Raw genomic sequence first — 20,210 nt, forward strand, 5'->3', positions numbered from 1 at the left:
AAAGTATAAAATCATTATCCTTCATTTATTTTACCAAATGTCTTGCAATTAGCATTCTTTTTTGCCTAGGCTTCGGTCAATGACCTATTGTAATAGATGAGTAGACAAATGCATACTTCCAAAACAACTGTGGAGACCATAGCTTTACCATAGCTAGAAATAATACTAATGAATGCTAATATTTTCGATAAAATACCGTTATTTAAAATGTAGTAAAAAACGTACAAACTAATCCATGCGAAAGTTCATCCTATTTATATACCTATTTTCAGCGCACCTAATTTGGGCGCAAGAAGACACTATTACTCAAGGGTTTCAATTATTAGAGACCGGAAAGTTTGAAGAAGCAGAAACATTCTTCAAATCGTATCTAGAAAGCAACCCGGATAATAAAACGGCCAAGCTTTGTTATGGTAGAGCAGTGGGGCTTAGTGGTGAGCCCAAACTGGCCAACACTATTTTTAAAGAATTATTAGAAGAATATCCTGGCGATTTTGAAATTCAGATCAACTATAACGAGTCTTTTCTTTGGGATCGTGAGTTCGTAGCGGCCAAACCGCTGTACAAAAAACTGGTAGCAGAAAATCCAGATAATTTTGGAGCTGTACTTGGGTATGCCAATACCTTATCTAATCTTAAAGAATATCCTCAGGCTTTAGAGATGGTAAACAGAGCCATCGCCATTCAGCCAGAAAATGGAAGTGCAAAGGTGTCCCGAAAATTTATTAAACTTGGCTATGCCAATACTTTTGTGAATAACCAAGAATACAAAAAAGGAATTGCTTATTTAAACGAAATTTTTACTGATTTTCCCGAGGATAAAGATGCCTTATTAAACCTAGCCAATATATACCTTATCATAAAGGAAACAGCTAATGCTAAAGCAATATATGCGCGCTTAGCAACAAATGAGAAAGATTCTATTACCGCTCTTAACGGGATTGCATTAGCGGAACATATTGGCGAAAATGATAAGGAAGCGTTACGTATTGCAGGTCAAGCAAAAGAGAAAGTGGCTAGCATTGATGATGAAGCTTTAAAAGAAACTACCTATGATAGGTATGTACAAGCATTAATATGGAATAATAAATATAAAGATGCTAAAGAAGAAATAGCAATTTTAGAACAACAGTATCCTGACAGGAATTGGATTGCGGCATTAAAAGCAACCCGCGGCATGTATACGGCAGATTTTAAGACGAGTTTATCTAACTATGATATGATATTATCTAGGGATAGTACTTCTTTTGATGGTAATCTAGGAAAAGCCAATGCGCTATTTGCATCAGATAGAATCATACCTGCGTACAATGCAGCATTTCAAACTTTAAAAATATTTGATAAACAGAAAGATGCGCTCGGTTTTATAGAAAAACTTAATTTAAAATTTACACCAAGTGTAGAAGAGCATATCGCTTACACTTTTGATAATGGAAATAATGAGGCCTTCTCGAGTACAACTAATTTTCATGTGCCTATTAATACCAAGTTAATTACTACGCTAAATTATCAATACAGAACTACAGATAATTCTGTAACCATGCATGAAGCTAGCTCTCATGTTTTAATGGCCGGAATTGAGTACAAACTTATGCCTAAAACAAATTTGAAAGCCTCTCTAGGAATCAATTCCTCTAATTTCACAGAGGACTCCTATACGCAGCCTGTTTTTGACATTAAACTGCAAACCCAACCATTTAGACTTCAGAGTTTAGATGTAGGATACAAGAGAGAAGTGCAGAGTTTTAATGCAGAATTAATTGAGCGTGAAATTGTAATGAACCATTATGGTTTAAATTATAATATGGGCACGAATTTCAAACTAGGTTGGTATACGCAGTTAATGCATACAAGACAAACAGATGATAATATCAGAAATTTACTTTTCACCTCGTTATATTATAACGTATTTAAAAAACCTGCTTTTAAAGTAGGGGTGAATTTTCAGTATATTACATTTCAAGATCAATTACCTACCATTTATTTTAGTCCAGAAACCTATCAAGCCTTTGAACTGTTTGGTGATTTGAGAGGTAATTTCTCCGAGAAAACAACCTATATGATAAGTGCGGCTTCAGGACTACAAAAAGTAGAAGATGATGCACAGACGGTTATTTTTAGAGCAGAAGTGGGAGTGAAGCATCAATTTAATACCCGATGGAGTGCCGAAGTGTACGGGAAATATAGCAATATTGCCTCTGCTACGGCCGCTGGTTTTGAGTTTACAGAAATTGGACTGAAAGTTAAGTGGTTGTTTTTGAAAGAGCCTTTCTACTTTAAAAAGCTGAAGAAAAGCAACGAATAAATAAGGCCCTCTGAAATCTAACGTATAAAAAAACTCCGCTGATTTATTCTAGCGGAGTTTTGGTAGTTGAGGTAATTATTGCTATACTATCTGATAGCACTATAGGGTTGGTTCTATTACGGTTTTATTGTTGATCAAGCTTTTATGTAAACCAGTTATAAACGAGTTGAATAGAATTAAAGAAGGTTTAATCTTCTCATTAATTCTGGACGGTTAGATCTGCTTATTGGGATCACACTTTTTTCAATTAATACACTATTATCTTCAATATCAATAATCTTCGTAAAATTAATGATGTATGACCGGTGAATTTGCAAAAACATGTTTTCAGGCAACTTGTCTTTAATACTTTTTAGCGTGTTATGTACGCGGTAATTTTTTGTAGTGGTCTTTACTTCTATATAATCACCTTTTGCTTCAACGACTAAGATTTCGTTTAACTTAAGTTTTATTAAGCGTCTATCTATATTAATGTAAATATCATCTTCTGCATTAGAAGCAGCTTTAGTAGTTACAGGTGCTGGAGCTTTGCTTTTTTCCAATGCCGTTTTTATCTTTACGATAGATTTTTCAAAACGATCTTGCGTAATTGGTTTAACCAAATAATCTACGATAGCTTCATACTCATAAGCTTCAATAGCAAAATTGGTGTCAGAAGTGGTTAAAACAATTCTAGGTGGGTTTTTCAATGTCTGTACAAAATCTATTCCGGTGAAACCTGGCATATGAATGTCTAAGAAAACTACATCAACAGCTTGCTGATTTAAAAATTTCATAGCATCCATAGCATTAGAGAAAGAGTCTATAACATCCAATTCTGGAATTTTAGAACACAACTGTTCTACAATCATTCGTGCTGCACCTTCATCATCAACTATAATACAATTCATAAATTATAGGTTTTTAATGTAAACATCAATTTTGTTCAAGATAATTAAAAATTTATCGTTGAGGGAGGAATCTCCTTTTTTTAAATCTTCTTCGTAAATAACCGCAAGCTTATAATCTTCCGTTAAGCTAAGAATATTTAGCTTATGTTTTAACTTATGTACAATAGAAGCAGTGTCTTTATAATTTTCTGCAGTAATACAGCGTATATATTCCTCTTTTTCCAAAGGAATTTCTTCTTTTAAGACCGCTATAAATTTCTCTTCAAATGCGCTATCATCTCCTGATAAGTCTTTAATATAGTTAAGGTTTGGTTGTTGTTCCATACTATTTTTTTAGGGTGAAATAAATTGTAGTTCCTTTGCCTTCTTCAGACTCTAACCAGATATCTCCTTCATATATATTCACTACTTTTTTCACTAATGCTAATCCAATTCCAGAGGCATTAGAATCATTCTCAAGTTTTTTAAACATATTAAAAATACTTTCTTGATGTTTCTTTGCAATCCCTTTTCCATTATCAGAAACGGAAAACTTCCAGAAATTAGTATCTTCTAGGTGTTTAATAATAATTTCGCCATGTTCTACCTGTTCCGTAGCAGTAATACTATTAGTAATTAAATTTTTAAATAGCTGTTCTATCTTATATTTTTCGGTCAGGAATGTGGGTAATTGCCCTGCGATTCTAACTTTTATATGTTCAGGAATAAAGATGGTCTTTGTTATTTCGTCTATTAAATGGTTTAAATTTAGTTGTATTTGTTCCTCCTCCAAAGAGTCTATAACAGCATGTCTTAATATGCCATCAACTAAGGCATCCATTTTTTGCAAATTTTGAGTGACGAGGTTACAGTTATTAACACTGTTTGATGTGAATTTTTCTTTCTCATCTTCTATAATCCAACACATCAATGCATTGATATTTCTTATGGGCGACTTTAGATCATGCGATACCATGTGTGCATAGTCATTTAAAGAGGCATTCTGCCGCTCTAAATTCTTCATCATCGTATTTTTCTCTGCGGTCATTTTCACAATATCCTTAGCTTGCTTTTCAATCTTAGCGGCTAATTCTAAAGCATCTACCTCTAGAAATTCCATAGAAGAATTTTCTTCCGGTTCTGTGTTTCCAGCATCATTTAAAACACGAATTGCTTTTTCTAATATATTTAAAATTTTACGCTGACTTTCAGATTCTGCTCGTAAGTCTTTATTAGCTTGTGTTAATTCTATAGAACTAATACTCATAGCCCTTTGCACCATTTCGGCCTTATCGTCATAATCTTTATACGAATTATTAATGGCATCTAAAAATGCAGCAAGATCTTCAGAATCTTTCAAATTCTCAGGTAAGTGCTTTCGGATTTGTCTTTTTAAAAGTGAGTGCATTATTCGCTAATCAGAGTTAAGGTCATTGTTTGATTATGCAATTTACACCCTAATTGATTAGAAAACGGAGATAACTCGCCATAAGAGTAAAAGCCTGCTACTACAGCTTGCTTGCCAATAGCTTCAATTACTTCTTCTATTTCTTCTTCAGTTCTTTGGTTCATTACTAATTTTCTTCCAATACAACTCACCAATAAAGCAAGGTCTGGTTTTTTAGTTCTAGAACGCATGGCGTACATACCTGCTTTGGCTGCACCCTCTGCAATATCGTCTACCGTAGACATCATGAGCTGTACGGTAGATCCTTCAGGAACATCGCCTGCTAAAATCATGGTATTGGCCTTCTCATCAATATTTAAAATGGTTCGTACCACCACTTCAGTACTATCCTTTACACGTAGGCTTAAGGGGTATAATAAAGCCGCTTGCGGTAACTCATTGGCCTTATCTCCAAGATATTTTTTATATAGATCTAATGCTGGTTGCCCGTCCAATTCATAAAGAACATTGTCTTTAGATTTTGAAATAATTCGTTCAGGACCAAAAGCAGACCAACCGCCGTAATTGGCACAAGTAACCTCTAATTGTGCGCCATATAAACCTATGGCAATAACTTCGCCTTTTTTAGGATTTTCATTGTGTGAGGCCAGCGTTTTTTCAAATAGAGCCCCATCGCCACAGAGTCCGCCAGTAATTGTGGAGGTTCCCGTATGTTGTTCAAGACCTTTTATAAGTGCGGATCCATTTATTAGACTGCCTTCAGACACGATAAAAAGATGTTTTAAACCTTCTTTTGTAAATTTCCTCGATAGTTTAGCGCCTAATTGCTCTGAGTCAGAATTGAAATTAGTAATGTTTTCTGAATGGATGACGTAGGTGCTATTTTCAAATTCTATGGCGGTAATGACGATACTATCATCAAATACATTTTCGCCTAATATTTCTCCAGATGTAGAGCCAAACACAATATTTCCATCGGGGAACATTGTATTTATTTCTTCATATAGGGAGGGAGATTCTAATAAGAATCTATTCCCGAAAACGAGCACAAGCGGATTCTTAAACGTCGTTTTTTCCGACATAAATTTCCATGCTTGGTCTTTATGCTTTATTGCTTGAATTGTTTTCATTTTTTTTATTTTTTTAGGGTGAAGAAAAATGTTGTTCCTTCCCCAATTTCACTTTCAAGCCACACTTGACCTTCGTACAAGTCTATAATTTTCTTTACAATAGAAAGACCAATTCCTGTAGACCTTTCTTTGTTTCCAACAGATTGGAATATTTTAAATATTTTTTCATGGTATTCCTTAGGAATTCCCACACCATTATCTTTTACACTAAATTGCCAATGCGTCTTTGTCTCAATGCAACCAATTTCTACTAAGCCTTTTTCTCGCTCAATATGCACCACAGCATTGCTTAGGAAGTTTTGTATAAGTTGATGTACCTTGGTCCTATCCGCATAAATAGTAGGTAGCGTACTTGTTACCACTACTTTTACATGTTCAGGGATATAAATAATATCTGTAATTTCTTTAATTACTTCATTTACATCTACAGAAGAGTTTTCTATATTATCACTGTTAATAGTAGAGTACTTTAAGATACCGTCAATAAGGCTATCCATAGCTTCTACTTTTTCTTGCATCATTGATAAGTTGTACTTTCCGTTATCGTCTAGTTTATCTTGATAATCTTCATTTAACCAAGTACATAAGGCACTAATACTTCGTAAAGGCGATTTTAAATCATGCGAAACAATATGCGCGTATTCTTGTAATCCTACGTTGCTCTTCTCTAACTCTTTTACAAGCGCTTCTTTTTGTAATTCTAATTGCTTTTGTGCGGTAATATCTAAATGGATTCCTAAAGAGCCGATTACTTTACCAGAATCATTATAGCGTGGAGCACCACTTATCAGCCAATGCCTTGTAGTACCGTCTTTCTGTAAAACTTCTACTTCATAAGAATCAGACTCACCCTTAAGCCCCTTCTCAGATTTACTGTTCAAGGTATCTGAATCTGTAATTTTTATAAGATCAGTAGCCTTGTTACCCAGTAATTCTTTTTCTGTGTAACCACTCATGCTGCAAAAACTCTGATTTACAGTTTGTATAATTTCATCAAGGTTTACTTCCAGTAAGCCAAGGTTCATATTTGCAATAATACTACTGTATTTTTCCTTTTGTACTTCTAAGTTTCTCTTGTAGTTTTTAGAAATGGTGACATCCGTATAGGTCCATAAATGCCCATTGTAAACACCTTTATTAAAAATAGGAATAAAATCTCGTTGCAGCGTTTTACCGTCTGCCATTTCAACTTCATCAGAAAGCACCAAGTCTTTCTTTTGTATAATTTTATTAATTCGGCTTACTTCAAAATCAGGATTTTTAAATAAATGCTCATTACCACTCATGGCATTTTCACAATTAATACCTACCAATCTGTGGGGAGGTGCTTCTATTTCAAATAGCGCACAAAACATTTTATTGGCAAGGACTACATTTCTATCTTCATCTTCTACTAAAATTCCAGTATGTAGATTAGCAATTAAAGACGAGAGTCTATTTTCTGAGGCTTTTAGTTGCTCTTCGGCCTCAAGTTCTTTAGTAATATCCTCAAGGATAATTACTTTATAATCAATTTCTCCTTGTTGATTTTTAACAGCACTTACGGCGGTTTTGGTAAAAAGCTGTTTCCCGTTTTTCTTAATAAATGTTCTAACAACAGAGAAATTTTCCAATTCCCCGTCGTCCATTTTTTGCATTAATTTTTGAGACTCTGTGGTGTGTTCAGAGCTAGAAATAGCATCTAACGATTGCTTTTTTAGTTCTTCAATAGAGTAGCCTAATAAGTTTACTATAGCGTTGTTTGCTTTTATAATATGTTCATTATCCGTTAATATAATTCCTAAGGGAGAATTTTCTACGATAATGTCTAATTGTTTTCTTTGGTTGCCTAAAAGCTCTTTAATTTCAGATTCCTGACTAATATCGCGTATGATGCCTTGCGCACCAACAGGCACTCTATTTTCGTCATAGATAATACTTCCGTTAACTTCAACGGTTCTAATGGTACCATCTTTAAGTACTAACTTTGGTCTGTAGTTTTTTATGGTACCCACTTCTACTAATGATTTAAAAGAGTTGTAGGTGTATTCTATATAATCTTTGTGTACGTAAGAACTCAAATCTACTTCTTCATCAGGGCCACAGCCAAGAAATTCTCTTGCGGCATCATTCATTTTTATAATGTTGCCCATAAGATCCATAACTACATAAGGATCTACAATATTTACAAAAATTTCGTTTAATTCTGATGATTTTTCAGAGAGTAGATTCTCTAAACGGCTGTTAACTTCCTGTAAATGGCGCGTCGTATCATAGAGCTCTTTAGATTTGGCTTCTAAAATGCTTTCTGCTTGTTTACGAGCTTTTACTTGTCGGTCAAGTGCACGTTTTAATAAAGTGATTTCTTTGTTATCCATTCTGGACAATATCAAATTTTACTTCGGTACCATCCTCTTTTAAAAGTTCGTAAGTGATTGTGGCAGTACCATTAAAGTGTTCAAAAGTTTTCTCAATTAAGCCATGGGCTAAGCGGTATAAACCTCTAGAAGAAGAGTATACCATAGATATGGAGTTATCTGATTTATCTAAAATTTTGAATGTAGGAAGTTCTGCATCAGGGTACAATTTCTTGACATGTACATGAATATGATCTTCAATAGCGTAAAGAAGACTTATAGGGTTGGAGTAGTTTTCTATTACTTCGGGGTGTGAGCTTCCTAAGCCCTTAAAGAGGTAGAGACCAAAGGCGTAAATAAGATCGCCCATGGGGGCCTTTACTTCGTCACTAAGACTGGTAATAAGGCTAACCATTTCATTAAAGCTATAGGTACCTACAGACGTATAGATACCTTCTGAGGGTAAATTAGAATTTTCGATTATAGTATCAACGACTTCTAAGCCGAACTTTAATTCTACCATTTCTAAAAACTCTGTAAAGACAACACCTTTCATATGTACATATTAATTTCAACTTTAAAAGTAGGAAAATTAGCACCTAATATGAAAAAAATGTTGTGAAAAGGCTAAAAGCTTATGCCTTTACCAGTTCATTCGTTTGCCAGTATTCAAAAACAGTTTTTAATTTTGTTTCGTAATCCTCATATTTTAAAGGCTTAATCACGTATCCTGCAATACCTATTCTATAACATTCTAGTAAATCTGCTCTGTTTTCAGAAGTTGTTAAAACAATTGTAGGTAAGTATTTGTAATTGGCATCTGCTTTTATAATTTCTAGAAATTCAATACCACTCATTCTAGGCATGTTCAAATCTAACAGAATAATATCTGGTAATTTGGTACTAGATTTAAGAATATCTAAGGCTTGCTCACCATTTTTTGCCTCAATGATATTATGTTTTAATTGTAGTTTAGAAACTGTTCTTTGTAGTTTCATAGTCTCAATTGTGTCGTCTTCAATAAATAATACGTCCATAGCTTAATAAATTAGACTGCAAATATTCCATTTTAAATAGAATTAAAATTCGTTACGTAGGTGAATAACTTTTAAGTGTCGATGAATGGTAAATCTATATAGACAAACATAATTGAGGTTCCTTTAACTTGTTGATAGATATGCGGATACTTTCACAGAACTCCCTATTCATTGATTATCTGCTAATAGATAGTAAAAGTTCTTTAAAAAAATGCTAATTTAAACCTCTTAAAACCGCATCAAATTGAATCCATACTACGTTCTAGGCATAATTGCTATTTACTTTATTATTTTAATGGTGATCTCTCATTTTACCTCTAAAAATGGGAGTGATGAATCTTACTTTACGGGAGACCGCCAATCGCCTTGGTTTTTGGTCGCCTTTGGTATGGTAGGAGCAGGGCTCTCTGGTGTCACCTTCGTATCACTTCCTGGTATGGTGGGGAATAATAATTTCTATTTTTATCAATTTATATTAGGGAATGTAGTAGGTTATCTATTTATCACTTTTGTATTAATTCCGCTTTATTTTAAACTCAAATTGGTTTCTATTTATGGGTATTTAAAAGAGCGCTTTGGAATAAATTCCTATAAGACCGGGTCGTTATTCTTTCTAATTTCACAGTCTTTTGGCGCAGCCCTCCGCTTGTTATTGGCTTCTAAGATTCTACAATTTGCTCTTTTTGATGCCCTGAATGTGCCGTTTTTTATTACCGTTATAATTATTCTTTTACTGGTGTGGTTGTACACCAATAAGTCAGGGATAAAAACTATTGTTTGGACCGATACTTTACAAACTACCTTTTTAATTTTAGGAGCTGTTATTTCTATTTATGCCATTACTACCTCATTAGATTTAAATTTTACTACGGCAATTACTGCAGTGGCAGACCATAGCTATTTTGATATTTTTAATTGGGACGGGGCTTCTGGAAATAATTTTTACAAGCAGTTCATAGCGGGAATTTTAGTAGCCATAGCCATGATAGGTTTAGACCAGAATATGATGCAAAAAACCCTGACCTGCAAAAATCAATGGGATGCTCAGAAGAACACACTTACCTATAGTCTAATATTGGCAGCAACGCAGTTTCTATTTTTGGGTCTTGGTGTTTTATTATACATCTATGCAGAGAAAAACGGAATTTCACTGCCGGTAAATGATAAAGGAGAATTAATTCATACCGATACTTTATTTCCTAATTTAGCTTTAAATCATTTAGGTGTCTTTGCCGCTATATTCTTTCTTTTAGGAATTATAGCCGCCTCTTTTTCTAGTGTAGATTCTTCTCTAACCGCATTAACAACATCATTTACGTATGATTTTTTAGATATTTCAGAAAAATCTAGCGCACAGCGTAAAAGTTTAAAAAACAAAGTACTACTTGGTTTCTCTGTAATTGTTTTTACTATTATTATGCTTTTTGCGAATAGCAAAGGCGATGTAATCTCTTTGATATTTAAAGTTGCGGGGTATACCTACGGACCTTTATTAGGTTTATTTCTATTGGGGATGTTTACCAAAGTGCAGCTCATAGATAAATGGGTTCCGGTAGTTTGTCTTTTAGCACCTTTTGTAACCTACGCGTTGAGTGAAGTGTTAATTGCAAAATTTAAGTTCGATTTTGGTTTTGTGAATATCGCCGTAAATGCAGGTTTAACCATTTTAGGTTTGTTGCTCTTACGTAAGAAATAAACATAAAAGATATCATTTTCTTAATCTGATGAACAGCTTTATTTTAGTGGTATTCCCTACTATTGTCAACTTATAAAATATGTTTTATGATGAAATTAATGCTGTTTTTTACGTGCACATTGTTTGGGCTCTCCATTACTTCTGTAGCGGGGCAGGCAACCTCTGTGATGAGTTACAATATCCGTTTAGATGTAGCCTCAGACGGAGAAAATGCATGGCCCCTTCGAAAGGATTTTGTTGTAAATCAGTTAAAATTTTACAGTCCTGATATTTTTGGTATTCAAGAAGGCACACCACAACAGACTGCTTATTTAGCGGCACAATTAGAGAATTACACCTTTATAGGCGTAGGAAGAGATGGGGGAGATAAAGGCGAGTATAGTGCTATTTTTTACAATTCATTAGAATTTTCGGTAGCAGAAGAAAATACCTTTTGGCTTTCAGAAACCCCCACAGAAGTTTCTATGGGTTGGGATGCAGCTTGTAATAGAGTGTGTACCTATGGATTGTTCACCAACAAGGATACAAAACAAAAGTTTTGGGTATTTAATACACATTTAGACCATAAAGGGGCTATAGCTAGAGCCAAAGGGGTGCAATTAATTTTGAATAGAATAAAGGAGGTAAACACAAAAGACTATCCTGTAGTCTTAACAGGAGATTTTAATCTAGAACCCACTGATGAAGTTATAGCTGCAGTGAAAAACGTGTTAAGCGATGCTAAGGAAGTGGCGCACTTGAGTTTTGGACCGGAAGGTACCTTTAATGCGTTTAAGTTTACCACCGCTGTAAAAAGAAGGATAGACTACATATTTATAGCTCCAACTACAATCAAAGTTAACAAATATGCGGTGTTGAGCGATTCTAAAGACTTAAAGTACCCTTCAGATCATTTACCGGTGTATATAGAATTTGAAATTAAATGAGGGTAGAACAGAATTTTTTTAAACCCTAACGCATTCATAATTAAGTTTTTGCAAACTTAAAATTAACATTCTTAAAATTACTTAAAATTTAATTGCAAATTATTTATTGAAAACAGTATATTTGCAGCCTCTAAGAATTAAATTTAATTCTTTCAGTGTAGGTGGCATAGCTCAGCTGGATAGAGCACCTGCCTTCTAAGCAGGCGGTCCTAGGTTCGAATCCTAGTGCCATCACATCAATAAAAACAAGGCTTCCGAGAAATTGGAAGCCTTTTGTTTTTTGCGCCAGTACAACATCTGTACAACAAATTAACGGATCAAATCCAATTATCTTTTTCTTTTAATTTCATTTATTACTATCTTGATAGGGTGGAACGATTAGGAGACATAGTAGCGAATTGGTTGTACCAAAGCCGAAGGGAACTTAAACTTCTGTTTTTAAATCAAGAGTCTATAAGCACCAATACGATTTCCATCTTCTTAATTGTACTTTTCGCCATAGTACCCTTATCTGTATTCTTCCTGATTTCGGGTTCTAAATTCTCCTTAGTTCAAATCATAGGTAGTTATCTATTTGTTGTTCTACTTTTCATTTTGTCCTTGGTTGCGGTTATTGCCTGGTATAAATTACAGGAGTTATTAAAAAGCAATGCACAAGGCTTTTCATTTGAGTCCCTATCGCTATCGAGAATTGATGCAGACTTCTTCGGTTTTGATCAAGAAGATCTTCAGAATCTTCTTAGGCTAGTCAATGGTTTGCCAGTAGAACAAAAAATTGTCATTAGAGAAACTCCAAGGAACAAGCAGTCAGGAAACATTCGTTTCTTATTCACCTTACTAGATCTGATTGTTCGGGGTGGTATTTTTAGAACGGGAACCAAACTAAAAGAGTCCTTGAACGTTCTTATTATGGAGCGGTTTACCTTCCAAAATTCGGACATTAATCCTAGCACATTGCCCTCTAGTTATTCGAAATGGTGTTCTTCTACAGAGGCGGGTAGCTATGATGAAGTCCGAAAAGAGATCTCGAAGGCGCTTGGGACGCTATAAAATTTACTTTACTTCACTTTTTTAAGGGAAAAAATAAAGCAATTCATAAGCAATCGTCATTTCCCTATTGTTTTTACTGCATGTGCCGTCATATGTTTGTGTTGTACAATCAATGTAAAAGGCCTTTTACTCATTATTAATTCTTAAACATAAAGATTATGAATGAGCATGAGAATGTTGTGGATTTACTTCAGGATATCAAAGGCCTGCTTTCCCACACTAAAAAAGTATTCAATATTGATGACCTAGTAAAATACACAGGTTTATCTAAAAGCAAGATTTACAAACTTTCCCAATTAAAATTGATTCCCACAGGAAAAAATAAACATATTCGACAGCTCTTTTTTAATAAAGAGGAAATCGATGCATGGCTTATTGGAGAACCCAATCTATCTGATGAATTTTTGGAACAACAGTTCAACGAGCAGCTATTGCAAAATAGAAAACCAAGATTATGAAAGACACACCTTACATCCGCGTGGGTACGTCCTATTATAAATTGGTACATATCCCGACTATTGCAGGGCATTTTAACGAAATCATTGTTCCTTGGACACTGGAGGCCATTCGCAATGATCATGGAAGAAGTTTTATTGGAACTATAACTAAGTATGATGGATTTACTTGTCTTCCAAGTCATTTGCATTTTAAACGTGAGTGCCACGGTTTTTATAATACTTATGCTCCTTTGCTTCATAAACCGAAGGAGGGAGAATTTCCCTTTACGTTGCAACTTTTGAAGCATATTTTCGGGCAGCAACTGAACTTAGGTTTGGATTATCTACAGCTTTTGTATGTAAAGCCAATCCAGGTATTGCCCATTTTATGTTTGGTATCCAAAGAACGATCCACGGGAAAAACCACTTTTCTGAAATGGTTAAAAATGGTCTTCGATAACAATTTGACCTATTTAACAAATGATAGTTTTAGTAGTCAGTTCAATGCGGATTGGGCGAACAAACTTTTGATCTGCATTGACGAGGTATTGTTCAATAAAGAGGAACTGACCGAACGTATCAAATACCTAAGCACAACCAATTTCAATAAACTGGAGGCCAAGGGAAAAGACAAAAGAGAAGTGGAGTTCTTTGGAAAGTTTATTCTGTGTAGCAATAATGAGGATAATTTTATAAAGATCGATTCTAACGAAACTCGTTTTTGGGTATTGAAGATTCCTTCCCTGAAAAATGAAGAAACCCAGTTTCTAGAATACCTTGAAACGGAGATACCTGCATTCTTATACCATTTAAAGCAGCGTGAACTTACCAGTCCCCATAAAACCCGCATGTGGTTCTCATCAGAGGAAATTAGAACTAAAGCTTTGGAGAACTTAATGCAAAACAATAGGAACCGAGTAGAAAAGGAGCTTGCGAGTGTGATCCTTAACGCCATGGAAACCTTTGCACTAGAAGAGGTACATATATGCCCTCTTGATGCCCTTCAGCTATTGAATCGGACCAGAATCAAATCAGACCTTACGCAATTGAGACAAATATTTAAGAAGGATTGGAAATTGGTGAATCAAGAGAATTCCATGGCCTACAGGAAATTGATGATTTGGCAGGAAGGTGGGATGGGCTTAACCGATGCAAAGGGGAGGTACTATTCCATATCTAGGGATTTCCTAATGGAGCATTTTAGGGATGCGTAGCAAAACGATGAAACGATGACAAAACGTTGTTGCTGAAAACGCACTATTCATGGGAGGTTGAGACGATTTCAAACTATTTCTAAAAAAGGATGGCTGATGAAAAAGAAAAACACCCTACTAATTATACTTTTTTATGATGAAACGATGAAAGATAGAGATAAGACCAGTAAATATAAGGGTTTAGACCGTCATCGTTTTGTCATCATTTTGTCATCAAAAATAAATGATGATACAAATTATGTCTAAATGATAAGATATGACTAAAAAAACAACATACGGTTTATCGTGTGAAAGAGCTCGAGCTTTTCCCATCGAAAAGGCGTTGGCAAAACTCGGGCACTTTCCGACCAGAGCAACGGAGAAAGAAGCTTGGTTTCTAAGTCCTATCAGGTCAGAAACCCAAGCCTCTTTCAAGGTGTCCAAGGAACTTAATCGTTGGTACGACCATGGAGCAGGAATGGGTGGTAATATCATCGATTTAATCTGTATGATCAAAAAGACCTCTGTAAAAGAAACTCTTCAATGGTTGGAAAAAGGTCAAATCTCTTTTTCTTTTCAACAGCAGCAACCTCTAGAAAAGGAAAAAAAGGATAGGTTGCGCGTCTTATATGCACAACCGATTCAGCATTTTGGTCTAATAAGGTATTTATTCGAACGAAAAATTACTTTGGCTACAGCATCCAAACTTTGCCATGAGGTTCATTATATGCATAAAGGGAGACGATACTTTGCCATTGGATTAAAAAACGATTCAGACGGGTGGGAACTGCGAAACAAATACTATAAGAGTTCTATTTCTCCAAAAGATATTTCTCATATAAAAAACGGCAAGGATAAACTGATTATTACGGAGGGAATGTTTGACCTACTCTCCCTAATGGAAATCCATAAAAACCTCCAAGAAGCATATGATTTTTTGGTTTTGAACTCCACAGCATTTGTTTCAAAGGCTATAAAATTAGTGGATGAATATTCCTGTGTTGAACTCTATTTGGATTCCGATAAAAATGGAAAAAGAACTACTGAAATACTAAAGGAGTATTCAAAAAATTGGAAGGATAAATCAGTCCTATATTCAGAAGTTAAGGATATTAATGAATGGCTCATATCCAGAGCTAAAAAGAGAATTGGGGAGAAAGCGCAAGATGTGTCATTGTCATGACAATCTTGCTTTTACTCCCGATGGTTGCAAAAGAAAATGAAAAAAACTAAGAAGACAGTTATTCAGTTTAGATGTGGCATCTATGAAAAAAAGCTGCTTAAAAAACGCGCCCAAAAAGCAGGTTTATCGTTAAGCGAATTTTGTTTGCGAGCTGCTTTAGATATCAAGGTTGTTGAGATTCTAAACCAAGAGCAGGTGGAGTGTTATAAAACTTTAATGAAGTTTAGTAACAATTTTACCGCGATTGGAAACATGTATCGCAAACATAATCCTCAATTAACTGAAGAGGTGTATGCACTTGCGAAAGAAATCAAAGAACACTTAAACAATTTTAAGCAATGATTGGAAAAGGAAAAGCTATAGCCCATACTGCAGTCGCTATGGAATACGGATGGAATCAAGAAAAAGATGCAACCGTAGTTTTAAAACAACATTTGGTGGGTGAAAATCCAAAGGAAATCTCTAATGAGTTTAAAATTATACAACGAATGAATACCAAGTGTGAGAAGAATACCATCAGCTTTGTTTTAAGTCCTACTATTGAAGATGGTAAAAAATTGACAGATAAATGGCTTGGTGAAATAGCCAAAGAATTCATTAAAGAAATGAAGCTTACAGACCATCAAGCTATCGCTTTTGTTCACAAAGACAAAGAACATATCCATATTCATTTATACGTCAACAGAATCGATTTTAATGGGAAAGCCTATGCGGATAATTTTATAGGGAAACGAGCAAGTTTGCATGCTGAAAAAATAGCCAGGGCTATGGGCTTGAAAACAGTTAAAGATGTTCAGAACGAAAAATCACAAAGACTAAAACATATTCGAGCTGAAATAAAGAAGATCCATGATACCGTACTCCGTTTAGAAAAGCCTCGTTCTTTTGAAGAGTACATCACCAAAATGAAAATTAAAGAGGTGAAGGTTATTCCAAGCATCAATAAAGCGAATAAGCTACAAGGGTTTAGATTTGAATACAGGGGAGTCAATTTAAAAGGGAGTGAAGTACATAGATCAATGTCTGGTGGAAAAATAGGGGCTGAATTGGCCCTTAATGTTCCTAAGTACATGGAAAAGGCTAGTGTGAACACGGTCAATATTCTAGGGAAAGGACTTGAGATGAGTGCAAATTTAGTGGCAAGTATCGCTAAATCAGCGGTTAAGAAAGTAATATTAAAAGGAATTGATATAGGCGCATAATCATGGCAAAAATTGACGAATTATCAGAATTATTAATTGAAGAATTGAGTGACTTCAAACTACAAATAAATAAACTAGAGACGGTTTCAAAGGAAATACATACTATGGTAATCAAACCCGATATCACTGAACTAAAATTCTATATGGATGGAGTAATACAGCTTCAAAATGAAATTGTAAAAGATCAAAACCTAAGACTAGGCGCTATTTCGAATAAGCTTACCGATTCCAATAGGTATCCAAAATGGTTTTTAGCGCTACTATGCGTATCGCTAATGGCTGTACTAATCGTAACGGGTTACACCATCTATCAGCTCCAAAGCATTTCAGAAATGAAACAACTTGAATACGAAAAGGGGCAAAAAGAAATGGGGAATCATTTTTATGAATTTCTTGAAAGTGATGCACCCTCAAAAAAAGCCTATTTGAACTGGAAGTCAGCACAAAGTCTTCCCTGAAGATTGAGAGTGCAATGATGGTTTTAATATTGATCTAAGATGTTTTGATTTTCTTTTCTATGATTTTTATAGAACCATTTTTTAAAACATTGTTTGGAAAACATCCGTTGGTGCATCCAGTATAAATCTAAATCACTTCCTTTAAAAGTAGTGGAATGATAATGTAGGGATTGTTGTGCTTTTAATTCTTCTAGCATTTGTTCGTCAGCTTTATCATCGTATTTATCTTTTCCATAGTGGCAGCTCAGAAAATAGTTCTTTGCTGCCTCTAGGCGTTCTAAAGAGATTTTGCCATCTTGATAATAGGAATAACTAAGGGTCGCCAAAAGTCTTGTAACAGGTCTTTTGGAGACACTTTTAGAATATCCCAAATCATTCTTACATTACTGTGAATATTTAATGAATAGGTTCTTTGCCTGGTGGCATATCGGGAATCAATATCCTGATATTTTTTGCTGAGCTTTTTCAAACCCTTAGTTTTTAAAGACCAAATAATTTAAGTTTATGCAAAAATGTATACCAAGTACGTGAGTAACATTGAATTACCCAACCAAGACCAATTGTATCTTAAAATGAAGTATTTGTAATTTTCCAGCAAAAAAAATTAAAAATAAATATTTGGATTATGGAGACTGCAATAAAATCCAAACCATATCGGCAGAAAAATAAGCCGTATTAGAGAGCTAAAGGGTATGAAACAAGCAACCCTAGCAGAAGAATTGGGCATTAGCCAGCAGGCTGTTTCTAAAATTGAACAATCTGAAAAGATTGAAGAAGAAAAATTAGAGAAAATTGCAAAAGTTTTGGGTGTGACTAAATAGGCCATAGAGAATTTTTCAGATGAATCTGTTTTTAATAATATAAATAACTTTAATGATAATAGTGTCAATCATGTTCCTTTAAACAAGCATCATTGCACTTTCAATCCGCTAGATAAACTTTTAGAGGCTCATGAAGAGAACAAAAAACTCAACGAACGTCTTTTAAAATCAGAACAGGATAAAATTAAAAATTTAGAATAGCTAATGAAAGCAAAATAATTTGCTCAATTCATAATAAACTATTGACAAGGAAATTATTAAATATGATTTCTTTTTTTATGCTTTTTTAAGTTGATTTTAATAAATTTGATAGTTGCCAAATAAATAACCCGAACTAATTGGATTCTAACAAATTTGTACTTTTTACAGCAGATAATAAATATGTTGTTGAGTATCTACTAAAGCAGCTCATATTAAGTGATAGTATTACAGAAGCTCTAATTTTTGAAAGCCATGAAATTGCTATTGGGTTTCGGAAAATGCTGGCTAAAGATTGTCAATTGCACTGTTCTATTAATACCTATATTGACTAAAGATTTGATAAGTGGAAATTCTTTTCTTTTTCAGCTGCACAAAATTCTCACTACCTCATTTCACTCCATTTCTCAAATCTTTGATTGCTTCAATTCGTTAAGATTACCTCGCACTTCATAGTATTAGTTTTGGTAAGATTTGGGTTTGATTCGAACCTAAATGAAAATAGTACACTAAAAATTGTAATCCCTAAAAAATAGGATATTTGTGGATTATGATCCCTGAATTAGGACTAAAAGATTAAATAAAGTTTTGAAAAGGGTAAAGCTCATCAAATACCTACTTGCTTTTATATAGATATGTATTTCAACGGATTATTTTAGCACTTTATAGAAATGTTAAAGATTTGATATACATCTTATGGAAAACCCTAGGAAAATAGAAAATTTAGCATCTATTTTAGAGACAGATAAAAGAAGTACCTCCCCCACAATTGTTTCGTATTTATTTGGTTTATCCGGAGTAATAAACCCATAAATAGTATATAATATACGGATATAAGGAGTTAGCAAAAAGCGAAAACAAACAGCAGAAATGAAAATAAAATTCAAGAAAAAAAGATTACTTGCGAATTTAATACTCGGAATAGTTTGGATTGGACTTGGAGTATTTAATGTCTGGGAAGCCGAAAATAATCGTTGGTCTGATTATGGGTATTTAGTAATTGGAATTTTATACGTTGGACATTATTTGTTCGATTTGACAAATCAATATCTGACTATAGAAAACGGAACGATACGAAAAAATGGACTTTATGGATTCAGGAAAAAAATAAATCTGAATGAAATAAATTGGATAAAAAAATTTGCAGGAGATTACACGCTGAAAACGGAACAAAAGGAATTGAAAATCAATACGGGATTAATTGACAAAGATTCGCTGACTGAATTGAATAAAATATTAGCGGAACTGAATTTGCCACCTGAAAAAACGCCATTTGCTAACAACGTATATAGCTCATAGCTAGTCAGTTGCTTAATCGAAGTTAAGGTATATTTGCTAGTCCGCCAAATTTTTTAATTTGGCTTATTGAGAAAAGATAATAAGAAAAATTAATAAATTCGGCTCGTGCTTAATCCGAAAATAATTTTCTATTTTGCGCGCTACGAGCCATATACAAGACCGTTGTAGGTAAGCTAAAAAAACCGCAGGAAATAAATTAAAATTATGGATAATGACTCTTTTAGTGGACTTTCGTGGATGACGGAAAAAATGAAAGCTGAAATTCGGAAAAGGGATAAAATTGTACGAGATGAAGATATTGAAAGCTTATTTTTATTAGATGACAATTCTGATTTTTCAATTGCGTTATATGAAATTCTTGTAAATAGACACGAAAAAAATCCAAATTCGCTAAACTCAGTACAACTGAATTTATTTTTGTGTATGCATTTGGAAAATGCTGGGCAAGCGGATAGTATTTTAACTTTTTTACAAGAATGGTTTCCTAAACAGAAAAAACAAGTAATAAAATCACTGAGTGAAATTGGAGCGACTAAATCTGCCGAAATTATAGAGCAAGCGATTGCATTACTTCCAGAAAATGATAGTTGGTTTTTTGAAAGTTCTGACGAAAATTCGGAAAGATTAATGATGGAATTTGACAGCGAATTTTCGAGTTACCC

Annotated in this window: 22 protein-coding genes, 1 tRNA gene and 1 pseudogene; 16 read left to right on the top strand and 8 right to left on the bottom strand. The window is 34.2% G+C overall.

The window, feature by feature from the left end; all coding sequences use genetic code 11:
• Nucleotides 1-235: 235 nt before the first annotated feature.
• Nucleotides 236-2,305 carry a tetratricopeptide repeat protein gene (locus BLQ19_RS18380; RefSeq protein ID WP_074539304.1) on the top strand — a complete coding sequence of 690 codons (2,070 nt, stop codon included), beginning with the start codon at nucleotides 236-238 and terminating at the stop codon, nucleotides 2,303-2,305.
• A 176-nt stretch (nucleotides 2,306-2,481) separates the two neighbouring features.
• On the opposite strand, the gene BLQ19_RS18385 is transcribed toward BLQ19_RS18380, so the two are convergent.
• From BLQ19_RS18385 to BLQ19_RS18415, 7 genes are all read right to left on the bottom strand, one after another.
• Nucleotides 2,482-3,195: a LytR/AlgR family response regulator transcription factor gene (locus BLQ19_RS18385; RefSeq protein ID WP_024480216.1), complete on the bottom strand. Its 714-nt coding sequence runs from the start codon at nucleotides 3,193-3,195 to the stop codon at nucleotides 2,482-2,484.
• Nucleotides 3,196-3,198: 3 nt separating this feature from the next.
• Nucleotides 3,199-3,519 (bottom strand): hypothetical protein, encoded by a 321-nt coding sequence (locus BLQ19_RS18390; RefSeq protein ID WP_024480217.1) that lies wholly within the window; start codon nucleotides 3,517-3,519, stop codon nucleotides 3,199-3,201.
• A 1-nt stretch (nucleotide 3,520) separates the two neighbouring features.
• Nucleotides 3,521-4,582 carry a sensor histidine kinase gene (locus BLQ19_RS18395; RefSeq protein WP_074539305.1) on the bottom strand — a complete coding sequence of 354 codons (1,062 nt, stop codon included), beginning with the start codon at nucleotides 4,580-4,582 and terminating at the stop codon, nucleotides 3,521-3,523.
• The gene (locus tag BLQ19_RS18400) at nucleotides 4,582-5,712 is read right to left on the bottom strand and encodes an FIST signal transduction protein (RefSeq protein ID WP_024480219.1); all 1,131 of its coding nucleotides are present in this window, start codon (nucleotides 5,710-5,712) and stop codon (nucleotides 4,582-4,584) included. The genes BLQ19_RS18395 and BLQ19_RS18400 overlap by 1 nt, the downstream gene beginning before the upstream one ends.
• 5 nt (nucleotides 5,713-5,717) lie before the next feature.
• Nucleotides 5,718-8,069: a PAS domain-containing sensor histidine kinase gene (locus BLQ19_RS18405; protein ID WP_074539306.1), complete on the bottom strand. Its 2,352-nt coding sequence runs from the start codon at nucleotides 8,067-8,069 to the stop codon at nucleotides 5,718-5,720.
• A complete protein-coding gene (locus BLQ19_RS18410) occupies nucleotides 8,062-8,604 on the bottom strand; it encodes a heme NO-binding domain-containing protein (protein ID WP_024480221.1) in 543 nt (180 codons plus the stop codon). The genes BLQ19_RS18405 and BLQ19_RS18410 overlap by 8 nt, the downstream gene beginning before the upstream one ends.
• A 79-nt stretch (nucleotides 8,605-8,683) precedes the next feature.
• Nucleotides 8,684-9,085: a response regulator gene (locus tag BLQ19_RS18415; RefSeq protein ID WP_074539307.1), complete on the bottom strand. Its 402-nt coding sequence runs from the start codon at nucleotides 9,083-9,085 to the stop codon at nucleotides 8,684-8,686.
• 244 nt (nucleotides 9,086-9,329) lie between these two features.
• On the opposite strand from BLQ19_RS18415, the gene BLQ19_RS18420 reads away from it, so the two are divergent.
• From BLQ19_RS18420 to BLQ19_RS18465, 11 genes are all read left to right on the top strand, one after another.
• A complete protein-coding gene (locus BLQ19_RS18420) occupies nucleotides 9,330-10,781 on the top strand; it encodes a sodium:solute symporter (RefSeq protein ID WP_029448730.1) in 1,452 nt (483 codons plus the stop codon).
• 89 nt (nucleotides 10,782-10,870) lie between these two features.
• Nucleotides 10,871-11,707 (top strand): endonuclease/exonuclease/phosphatase family protein, encoded by an 837-nt coding sequence (locus tag BLQ19_RS18425; protein WP_437438136.1) that lies wholly within the window; start codon nucleotides 10,871-10,873, stop codon nucleotides 11,705-11,707.
• Nucleotides 11,708-11,867: 160 nt separating this feature from the next.
• Nucleotides 11,868-11,941, top strand: a tRNA-Arg gene (locus BLQ19_RS18430).
• A 135-nt stretch (nucleotides 11,942-12,076) separates the two neighbouring features.
• Nucleotides 12,077-12,757: a hypothetical protein gene (locus tag BLQ19_RS18435; protein WP_139150286.1), complete on the top strand. Its 681-nt coding sequence runs from the start codon at nucleotides 12,077-12,079 to the stop codon at nucleotides 12,755-12,757.
• 158 nt (nucleotides 12,758-12,915) lie between these two features.
• Entirely contained in the window at nucleotides 12,916-13,215 is a 300-nt protein-coding gene (locus tag BLQ19_RS18440; RefSeq protein ID WP_074539310.1) for a helix-turn-helix transcriptional regulator, read from the top strand.
• The gene (locus BLQ19_RS18445) at nucleotides 13,212-14,408 is read left to right on the top strand and encodes a primase-helicase family protein (protein WP_074539311.1); all 1,197 of its coding nucleotides are present in this window, start codon (nucleotides 13,212-13,214) and stop codon (nucleotides 14,406-14,408) included. Before BLQ19_RS18440 ends, BLQ19_RS18445 begins: the two co-directional genes overlap by 4 nt.
• A 57-nt stretch (nucleotides 14,409-14,465) precedes the next feature.
• A complete protein-coding gene (locus BLQ19_RS21085) occupies nucleotides 14,466-14,654 on the top strand; it encodes a hypothetical protein (RefSeq protein ID WP_139150287.1) in 189 nt (62 codons plus the stop codon).
• 76 nt (nucleotides 14,655-14,730) lie between these two features.
• Nucleotides 14,731-15,570, top strand: coding sequence for a DUF8464 domain-containing protein (locus tag BLQ19_RS18450; RefSeq protein ID WP_254788429.1), 840 nt, complete (start codon nucleotides 14,731-14,733; stop codon nucleotides 15,568-15,570).
• Between the two features lie 36 nt (nucleotides 15,571-15,606).
• Nucleotides 15,607-15,912, top strand: a complete 306-nt coding sequence (mbpA, locus tag BLQ19_RS18455; protein ID WP_074539313.1) for a mobilization protein MbpA — start codon at nucleotides 15,607-15,609, stop codon at nucleotides 15,910-15,912.
• Nucleotides 15,909-16,772, top strand: a complete 864-nt coding sequence (locus tag BLQ19_RS18460; protein ID WP_074539314.1) for a relaxase/mobilization nuclease domain-containing protein — start codon at nucleotides 15,909-15,911, stop codon at nucleotides 16,770-16,772. Before mbpA ends, BLQ19_RS18460 begins: the two co-directional genes overlap by 4 nt.
• 2 nt (nucleotides 16,773-16,774) lie before the next feature.
• Nucleotides 16,775-17,230, top strand: a complete 456-nt coding sequence (locus BLQ19_RS18465; RefSeq protein ID WP_074539315.1) for a DUF6730 family protein — start codon at nucleotides 16,775-16,777, stop codon at nucleotides 17,228-17,230.
• Nucleotides 17,231-17,253: 23 nt separating this feature from the next.
• Here BLQ19_RS18465 and BLQ19_RS18470 read toward each other — a convergent pair whose 3' ends face one another.
• Nucleotides 17,254-17,601: a hypothetical protein gene (locus BLQ19_RS18470; RefSeq protein ID WP_139150288.1), complete on the bottom strand. Its 348-nt coding sequence runs from the start codon at nucleotides 17,599-17,601 to the stop codon at nucleotides 17,254-17,256.
• A gap of 254 nt (nucleotides 17,602-17,855) precedes the next feature.
• Here BLQ19_RS18470 and BLQ19_RS18475 point away from each other — a divergent pair.
• The 4 genes and pseudogenes from BLQ19_RS18475 to BLQ19_RS18490 all read left to right on the top strand — a co-directional run.
• Nucleotides 17,856-18,252 (top strand): annotated as a pseudogene (locus tag BLQ19_RS18475) (helix-turn-helix domain-containing protein).
• 137 nt (nucleotides 18,253-18,389) lie between these two features.
• The gene (locus tag BLQ19_RS18480) at nucleotides 18,390-18,584 is read left to right on the top strand and encodes a hypothetical protein (RefSeq protein ID WP_024480231.1); all 195 of its coding nucleotides are present in this window, start codon (nucleotides 18,390-18,392) and stop codon (nucleotides 18,582-18,584) included.
• Nucleotides 18,585-19,119: 535 nt separating this feature from the next.
• Nucleotides 19,120-19,548: a hypothetical protein gene (locus tag BLQ19_RS18485; protein ID WP_074539317.1), complete on the top strand. Its 429-nt coding sequence runs from the start codon at nucleotides 19,120-19,122 to the stop codon at nucleotides 19,546-19,548.
• A gap of 204 nt (nucleotides 19,549-19,752) precedes the next feature.
• Nucleotides 19,753-20,210: DMP19 family protein (locus tag BLQ19_RS18490; protein ID WP_074539318.1), on the top strand; the 458-nt coding region annotated here is incomplete at its 3' end.

It is taken from the genome of Cellulophaga baltica, assembly GCF_900102165.1.
In the GTDB taxonomy this organism is placed as follows: Bacteria; Bacteroidota; Bacteroidia; order Flavobacteriales; family Flavobacteriaceae; genus Cellulophaga; species Cellulophaga baltica.

Coding starts and splice junctions, on each gene's coding strand:
- BLQ19_RS18380 (WP_074539304.1), top strand. CDS start 236: ATGCGAAAGTTCATCCTATTTATATACCTATTTTCAGCGCACCTAATT.
- BLQ19_RS18385 (WP_024480216.1), bottom strand. CDS start 3,195: ATGAATTGTATTATAGTTGATGATGAAGGTGCAGCACGAATGATTGTA.
- BLQ19_RS18390 (WP_024480217.1), bottom strand. CDS start 3,519: ATGGAACAACAACCAAACCTTAACTATATTAAAGACTTATCAGGAGAT.
- BLQ19_RS18395 (WP_074539305.1), bottom strand. CDS start 4,582: ATGCACTCACTTTTAAAAAGACAAATCCGAAAGCACTTACCTGAGAAT.
- BLQ19_RS18400 (WP_024480219.1), bottom strand. CDS start 5,712: ATGAAAACAATTCAAGCAATAAAGCATAAAGACCAAGCATGGAAATTT.
- BLQ19_RS18405 (WP_074539306.1), bottom strand. CDS start 8,069: ATGGATAACAAAGAAATCACTTTATTAAAACGTGCACTTGACCGACAA.
- BLQ19_RS18410 (WP_024480221.1), bottom strand. CDS start 8,604: ATGAAAGGTGTTGTCTTTACAGAGTTTTTAGAAATGGTAGAATTAAAG.
- BLQ19_RS18415 (WP_074539307.1), bottom strand. CDS start 9,085: ATGGACGTATTATTTATTGAAGACGACACAATTGAGACTATGAAACTA.
- BLQ19_RS18425 (WP_437438136.1), top strand. CDS start 10,871: ATGAAATTAATGCTGTTTTTTACGTGCACATTGTTTGGGCTCTCCATT.
- BLQ19_RS18440 (WP_074539310.1), top strand. CDS start 12,916: ATGAATGAGCATGAGAATGTTGTGGATTTACTTCAGGATATCAAAGGC.
- BLQ19_RS18445 (WP_074539311.1), top strand. CDS start 13,212: ATGAAAGACACACCTTACATCCGCGTGGGTACGTCCTATTATAAATTG.
- mbpA (WP_074539313.1), top strand. CDS start 15,607: ATGAAAAAAACTAAGAAGACAGTTATTCAGTTTAGATGTGGCATCTAT.
- BLQ19_RS18460 (WP_074539314.1), top strand. CDS start 15,909: ATGATTGGAAAAGGAAAAGCTATAGCCCATACTGCAGTCGCTATGGAA.
- BLQ19_RS18465 (WP_074539315.1), top strand. CDS start 16,775: ATGGCAAAAATTGACGAATTATCAGAATTATTAATTGAAGAATTGAGT.
- BLQ19_RS18485 (WP_074539317.1), top strand. CDS start 19,120: ATGAAAATAAAATTCAAGAAAAAAAGATTACTTGCGAATTTAATACTC.